Annotated in this window: 7 protein-coding genes; 4 read left to right on the top strand and 3 right to left on the bottom strand. The window is 25.8% G+C overall.

Annotated elements, in window-relative coordinates:
• The 3 genes from QZZ11_RS07960 to QZZ11_RS07950 all read right to left on the bottom strand — a co-directional run.
• A partial coding sequence (locus tag QZZ11_RS07960; RefSeq protein ID WP_292475111.1) for a sodium-dependent transporter occupies positions 1–1479 on the bottom strand: 1479 nt, incomplete at its 3' end.
• A gap of 202 nt (positions 1480–1681) precedes the next feature.
• Positions 1682–2491 carry a hypothetical protein gene (locus QZZ11_RS07955; RefSeq protein ID WP_292475110.1) on the bottom strand — a complete coding sequence of 270 codons (810 nt, stop codon included), beginning with the start codon at positions 2489–2491 and terminating at the stop codon, positions 1682–1684.
• A gap of 14 nt (positions 2492–2505) precedes the next feature.
• Complete coding sequence (locus tag QZZ11_RS07950) at positions 2506–2706, bottom strand: PspC domain-containing protein (protein ID WP_292475108.1); 201 nt, start codon at positions 2704–2706, stop codon at positions 2506–2508.
• 329 nt (positions 2707–3035) lie between these two features.
• On the opposite strand from QZZ11_RS07950, the gene QZZ11_RS07945 reads away from it, so the two are divergent.
• The 4 genes from QZZ11_RS07945 (at position 3036) to QZZ11_RS07930 (ending at position 7431) form a co-directional block, all read left to right on the top strand.
• Complete coding sequence (locus tag QZZ11_RS07945) at positions 3036–3749, top strand: DUF4013 domain-containing protein (RefSeq protein ID WP_292475107.1); 714 nt, start codon at positions 3036–3038, stop codon at positions 3747–3749.
• 248 nt (positions 3750–3997) lie between these two features.
• A complete protein-coding gene (locus QZZ11_RS07940) occupies positions 3998–4345 on the top strand; it encodes a hypothetical protein (RefSeq protein WP_292475105.1) in 348 nt (115 codons plus the stop codon).
• Positions 4342–5106 carry a hypothetical protein gene (locus tag QZZ11_RS07935; protein ID WP_292475103.1) on the top strand — a complete coding sequence of 255 codons (765 nt, stop codon included), beginning with the start codon at positions 4342–4344 and terminating at the stop codon, positions 5104–5106. The genes QZZ11_RS07940 and QZZ11_RS07935 overlap by 4 nt, the downstream gene beginning before the upstream one ends.
• Before the next feature lie 894 nt (positions 5107–6000).
• Positions 6001–7431, top strand: coding sequence for a carboxypeptidase-like regulatory domain-containing protein (locus tag QZZ11_RS07930; RefSeq protein WP_292475101.1), 1431 nt, complete (start codon positions 6001–6003; stop codon positions 7429–7431).
• Positions 7432–7677 lie beyond the last annotated feature (246 nt).

Here is a 7677-nt window from a genome sequence, read left to right as displayed (position 1 = left end):
CTTATATGGCAATACAGTTAATATTAAAGGAACCATTACAATTAACAAGAGGAATACTATTTCAATACATATTACTGTAAAGGATTCTGTATTAAGTAAATTAATTATACCAAATACCCATAATATTGATAAAAATATGGGTAATACATACTTCGTTACAGCAATCCATTTTTTTCCTACTTTAATGTGTGAATATTTGTTGAGAACAGGCAATAATGTTTTAAGATCAATTAACCAAGCAAATATTATACTTTGAATGATTATAGTCAATATTACAATCAGATCATTTAAAAATGCATCTACAATACCAAGCAGATAATTTCCAGAAGCGGTCATGAAAACTAATGACAACAAGAATCCGAAGAAACATAATATTGTATTTGTTCTTTGTCTTGACAATTTAAATTTCGTTGAAATACCCAAACTTAATGGTTCTATAAATGCCAATATTGAAGTTATTCCTGCAAAGAAAACTGCCAGGAAAAATAATGGACCTATAATATATGCCATATCTCCCATTATATTAAATATTTCCGGGAAAACTACAAATAACAGTCCTGTTCCACTTGTTGCTATTTCATTTAATGCTATACCACTTTCATGAACCATGAAACCTAATATGCTAAATACTCCAAGTGCAGTGAATATTTCAAACACTGAATTTATAATTACTACCAGTACTACATTATCAATCAATTTGGTATTTTCAGGTAAATAACTGGCATATGTTACAATTATGGCCTGACCAATGGATAATGAAAAGACTGTTTGACCTAATGCAGCCAGCCATACATTAATATTCCATAGATAATTCCAGTCAGGATTCAGCAATTCCTTAATTCCCAGTCCCATACCATTTAATGTAAATGAATAAATAACTATAAGGGCAATCATTACAAACAATAAGGGCATTAAAATATTTACTACTTTAGAAAGTCCTTCATCCAAAGATTTATGAGAGATATACCATGTTAATACCCATATGAATGATGTTGCAATCAAAGTAGGCAATACAAAGGTGGTTAAACCGCTTAAATCATTTGTTCCTACAATAACATTTTCTACAAAGAAAGCATTTGGATTACTTGTCCATCCCTTAAAGAAACTTAAAACGAAATAGTATAAGTCCCATCCGACCAGTACAATATAATACGTTAATACTAGAAATATTATAAAGGATATCAGCCATCCAATTATTTCAAAATTCGGTCTTATTTTCTTTAAAATATTTGACAGGGAATCCTTATATTTTGCTCCAATCCCATATTCCAAAATCATAAATGGTACACCCATTATAAGTATTGAGACAACATATGGAATAAAGAATGCTCCACCACCATTGGAATATAAAACATAACTGAAACGCCATATATTACCCAAACCAATAACTGCACCAATCAAGGCCATTAGAAAAGAAAATGTATTTTTCCATTTATATTCGTTATTTTCTACATTATCTACGACAATACCACACCCCATAGATAAATTAATCCTAAAATTAACTAGTTTATAAAAAATTTGAAATAAAAAAACATTTTATTCAATAATAATTATTATATTGTAGACATTATTAAATATAATGATAATAAAATTAAAAATTATCGTAAAAAGAGCAATATAAATTAATAATAAAAGAAATAATTGATTAAAATCTTATTAATCTTAATCTTATCAAAATCTTTTATTCAAATTCTTCTTTCATTACATTTATTAAATCGTTGATAAATTTATTACGAGTAGTGTTATCTAATTCTAATAGAGATAAGTATGGATTTAAATCTTCAAGTTCAACCAGCAATAATCTTCCATCACTGGTTCTACAAGCATCAACTCTCTGAATACCATATTCAATAGTGTTCCATTCAATAAATTTCTTTGCAAATTCAAGATCTTCATCAGAACAAATGTATTTTTCCAGTTCCCATCGTTTATTTTTATCAGGTCCATAAAGTGCATATTCAAACTTATCATTAATAAAATAAAATGAAACTTCATATTCAAAATCTATTTTAGGCTGAATTAACATGTCCTTTAAATCACGTTCCAGTAATTCGTCTTTTGATAAAAATTCCATACCTATAGAATCTGCACCGTCTTTGGGTTTTATCACATATTCCTTGACGTCAGGTAACTTATTAAAATCTTGAATGTCATCTATTGTCGGAATAACGGGAAAACTATCATTGAACAAGTCTATTAAATATTGTTTTCCACACATGTCCGCTTTACCTGTAAACTCATTGAAAGTATTAAGATTGTTATCATTTACCCTTTTCTTAAATGAATTATAAACATCCTTAAAACCCAATACACTTCCTGTGTTTCTAAAGAGAATTAAATCTACATCGTCTTCAAAACTTATGGAGTTTTTGGGATGACATAACACCAAATCAAAATGCTCCTTAAGTATATTTGATAAAAACAGATCTTCTTTAAAATACTCTCTTCCCTTTGCTGAATAATACAAATCAGTCAAAAACAATATCTTCATCAAAAATCACCAATTTAATATACAACATCTTTTTCATTAGGCATTATTATACATGCCAGTATGTATAGTAAAATACCTGAACCTATAAAAAAGGTAAATACTACCCATAACAATCTGACAACTACTGGATCAACATCAAAATATTCTGCTAATCCTCCACAGACACCTGCAATCATCCTATTTTTTTCGGAACGATATAATTTTTTTTCTACCATATTAATCATCCTTATATTTTATTACATTATTTTATCAGATATCCTTTTATAATTTATTTCAATCATTATATTAATTTATTCTAATATTTAAATGTATTAATTCAATTATTATCTTAATATATATTATTATATAAATTATTTGTTAAAAATATTAATGGAATTTGTAACATTAAAAGTTTTTCAAATAAATAATTTTACAAATGATTCTTAAATATCTAATTTCCTTTTATTTGAATAATTTAAATATATTGGTAAATATAAATAACAGTGTTAAAAATATTTAAATAATAAAATTTTTTTCATTAAAAAAAAATATATAGGTGAATAAAATGGAAATAAATGAAATCATAATGGAAGCATTACACTATCCATTAAACCATATCCAATCATTAGCCATATATTTAATTTTAGGAATTGTATTTAGTTTAATTGCAATTTTTACCGGTGTTGCTGGAATGTTAACAGTATCTCAAACATCTGGTCCTGGAATTATTGTTACATTAATAGGAGTTCTCCTATGTTTAATCATCTATTTTATAGTTAGTGGTTACCAATTGGATATTATTAAATCAGGTATTAATAGAAGTAGTGATGCTCCTTCAGTAGATATCACAAGACAAACATTAAACGGAGTAAAATTATTCGTTGTACAGTTAGTTTACTTTATTGTACCAATTATAATTTCACTAGTTTGCGCATTAATACTCAACAGGACAATAACTGTTTTAATAGCATTTGTACTATTTGTTATATTTGGATTTGTTGAAACAATGGGTGAATGTAGATTAGCAAAAACAGAAGATTTAAACTTTGCTTTACAAATTTCAGATGCTATTGAAGATATAAAAAGAATTGGTTTTTCAAAAGTTCTAATTACAATTATTGCTGTTGGAGTTATATATGTAATAATTTCATATATTGTCAGTGCTGTATTTGGAATAATCAGTCAAGATTTAGCTGCAGTTGTTTCAACAATTGTTTCAGTTTACTTATTATTCTTTGAAAACAGAGCAACTGGTTTATTATACTCTGACTTATATTAAATGCTTATTAGCATTTAACTCATTCTTTTTTTTTAAAAAATTATAATTTTTTCAATATCTAAATTACTTTTTTTATAAAAAAATCTTATAGAATTAATCAATCTTATACATGCTTATTTTTATTAAACGATATCTCCTATAAAAGTATATGCTATTAAATTACATAACTAATAATATAAATAAAAGGAGGTTGATATAATTTTTCTATTAAAAATAAGATAGTTTACAAAAAGGCAATTTTATTTTCAATGCTTACAATTATCTTAATTTTAAGCTTATCAGTCACTTTTGCAGCTGATAATGATACAAATGATGTCACTATATCAGAAAGTAATCAACATAATCTGATTGGTGCAACCAACAATAGAAACAATGACAATAGCTTTACAAAACTTAGCAAGAACATTAATTCTTCAAGTAAAACTCTTGTTCTGAATAAAGACTACAAATATTCAGGTAATGAGAATAAAGATGGTATCATTGTTAAAAAGAATAATTATGTCATAGATGGTAAGGGTCATACCATAGATGCAAATGGTAAAGCCAGGATATTTGACATATATGGAACAATTATTGTTCTAAAAAATATGGTTTGACAAATGCAAATCATTATAGTGGAACTGCCATTTACATCAATCCAAAATCCGTTGTAACAACAATTAACGTAACATTTAAAAATTGTCAGACATCAGGTTCTGGAGTTGTATATGTAGAGACTTCAAAATATAACAGTTACCAGAACAAGTATCTTGATTGTAAAAGTAAATATAATGGAGTAATCAGTTCATATCAATCTGAAATAAATATTAAGAATAACTTTATGAAGTCCAGATACAAATTAGCTAATGGATTTATAACAGCTTTAGGGAACTCTATCATAAACGTTTCAGATTCAACATTCAGGGATACATCATCCAAATATAGTACGGCCATAATGGGTGATGATGAAGTAAATATAAAAAACACAAAATTCATTAACTTAAAAAGTGATTTGACAGGTGGAGCTGTAATACTTAAAAGCGTGTCAAGGAAATTTACTGTTAACAACTGTCTTTTCAACAACGTCACCTGTGAAAGAAATGGTGGAGCAATTTTTGTAGACATCAATGGTCTTGGCAGTTATAAAGGTTACTCTGAAATCATAAATTCAAACTTTACTAACTGTAAAGCAGGTTTCGGAGGTGCTATACTTCATTTGGGTGGAGCACTATATGTCAATAATTGTAGATTCCTGAATAATAAAGCAATATACGATGGTGGAGCAATTTATACTTCGTACACTGGATTAAATGTTAAAAATTCATTGTTTAAGAACAACAAGAATCTAATCTCAAATTATAATTTATGTAAACTATAAATAGTAAAAGATATATAATAATATGTGTGTTATAATTTTATTATTATTATGCGCATTTAAAATATTGTGTAGAAATATTTGTATTTCATTTGTAAAGTAAAAAATCATTTTTATCATTATTTTTTTTTATTGATAATATAGATCTAATCTATATAAGGGAAAGAGAAATACATTGAAATACCTATTTTTCAATTTTAGTATTTCTCTTTATTATTTTTTTTAAAGTATAATAATACTTTTTTTATTCAAATTATTATTATGATTTCTACAGAGCCATTGATTTAATAAATTCACTTTATTAAAGATTAAATTGATTAAAATATGAATTTAATTATTGTTTTATAAGTTTAATAATTTTTGTTAAAAAAAATTTCAGATATTATAAAAATAAATTTAAACCTATAGTGAATTATCTCTTTATAATGTTAATATTAAACATACAAATCACAAATTAATGAGAACTTAACAAAAAAATATAAACCATCATATCAAATCATTAATACATACAATATACACTAAACATAAATCTATAATAGATATAAATTTTCATTGAACTTTCTCAAGACACAAAAAAGTATCATACACTTGCCTAAATTGTTATAGTGAAATTGTTATAGAACCAAGATAAGTATCTGAAGTTATTTAATACATTGTAACAATACTTGAAGAATTTATCACAAAATAATTTTTAAATCATTTTTAAAAGCTTTATTATACTAAAGAAATTCATATGTTTAAATATATTTTTATTTATCAAATTTTATAAAATCTTATTTAATTATAAGGAATATTCAATAATCATTTCTTAATTAGTTATATTAAAATAATATAAATATTATGGATTAGATACATACCTATGTTAAATACTTTATATATAAAGAGGGAGGTGAAAATATGGCAAAGAATAAGTATTTATTAATGTTTTTAGCATTATTGATAATTCTTTTTTCTGTAAACTGTTCGTTTTCTGCTGATGCAAATGATACTGTTAAAAGTGTTTCAGATCAAACGGATAATAATATAAATAAAGATTTTACTGTTGAAATGGATGAAATTAAGGATACCAGTATTGAAAATGATTTAAAAATCTCAGGTAAAGTAATAGTTAATAACGAAACTGCAGTGCGAAGAAGACATATCGGCATTTATATTTACTCAAAACCTTATGGTGAAAACATATCTGATTTTGATACTGGAGCCCAGATTAATCTAGATAATAATAGAAAGTTTTCATTTACTTATAAGCCTAAATTTGCCGGACAATATGATATAAAAGTAGAATACTTTACTGCCCACAGTGAATCTTTCGCCAATCAATCTGTATATGTAGCACCAAAATCAACTGTTGTTACAATGGATTCTATAAAGAATATTGATTTGGATGAAAATATTACTTTACATGGACAGTTAACTGATGCTAAAGGAAATATTTTAAAATATACTAGTGTTGGAATATTAATAAGTGGAACACCTTATGGTGATAAAGAGAAAGTACAATACTCTAAAGAATATACCCGTACTGATGTAAACGGATTCTACACTTATACATATAAGCCATCTGTAGGTGGAAGTTTAGATGTATGTGTTTATTATCCAGGATATCATAATTACAGGTTTAATCGTACCGATTCACATATATGGGTAATGCCTAAAGGTACAAAAGTATCAGCAAATATAGAAAACCTTACTGACAATGAAATAGCAATATACGGAACATTAACTGATGTTAATGATAAACCATTAAGATATACTAGTATAGGAATATTATTCAACGGAAAAAATAAAACATATGTGAAAACTGACATGAATGGTAACTATAACATTACATACATACCTGTTGGTGGAAAAAATAATATAACCGTATACTATCCAGGTTATCATTATTACAGATTTAATGAAACTCAAGTTGAATTCAACATCATTAAACCAGAAGCAATAATAACTGTTAATCCGATAAAACCTCGTTATGTAGGTGATGATATAATAATTACTGGAAAAGTAACAGATGAACTGGGAAATCCAATATATAATCCACATCCTAATGCCGGAGGTGGAGGAGGATCTGTTGATAGTGTTGACTTTAATTTAATAGAGAATGATGCTGTAGTTGGAATTTTAGAAAGCCAGTATAACAATCATGGAAAAAGTTATTTTGCATATGAAACATTATATCAAGAAGACGGATCTTTTGAAATATGGTTTGATTATTATGCATACGAAATTATTGAAAGTGAAATAACCATGCCAATATATTATACAGGAAATGTCAATTACAGTCCTACAAATATAACAGTAACTTTCCCATATAAAGCACGTCCTAATTAACGGTAATTTATTAGTTACATACATATAAATTTATCAAATGTGAAAAATAAATTAACTCTTTTTTTATTTTTTTTTATCAATAATTATATTCATAGATATTATTAATCTTCTTATTTTATATTATCAGTAAAATTGAATTAATTATCTACTTTTTTAAAACATGAAAACTTAATAAAAATTTAATTAACTGATAATTTTATTTAATTATTTATAATGCTACAAATATATTATACAGTGTAAAAGATT

The organism is Methanosphaera sp., from assembly GCF_016282985.1.
In the GTDB taxonomy this organism is placed as follows: Archaea; Methanobacteriota; Methanobacteria; order Methanobacteriales; family Methanobacteriaceae; genus Methanosphaera.
This window is presented reverse-complemented; position numbering and strand designations above follow the sequence as displayed.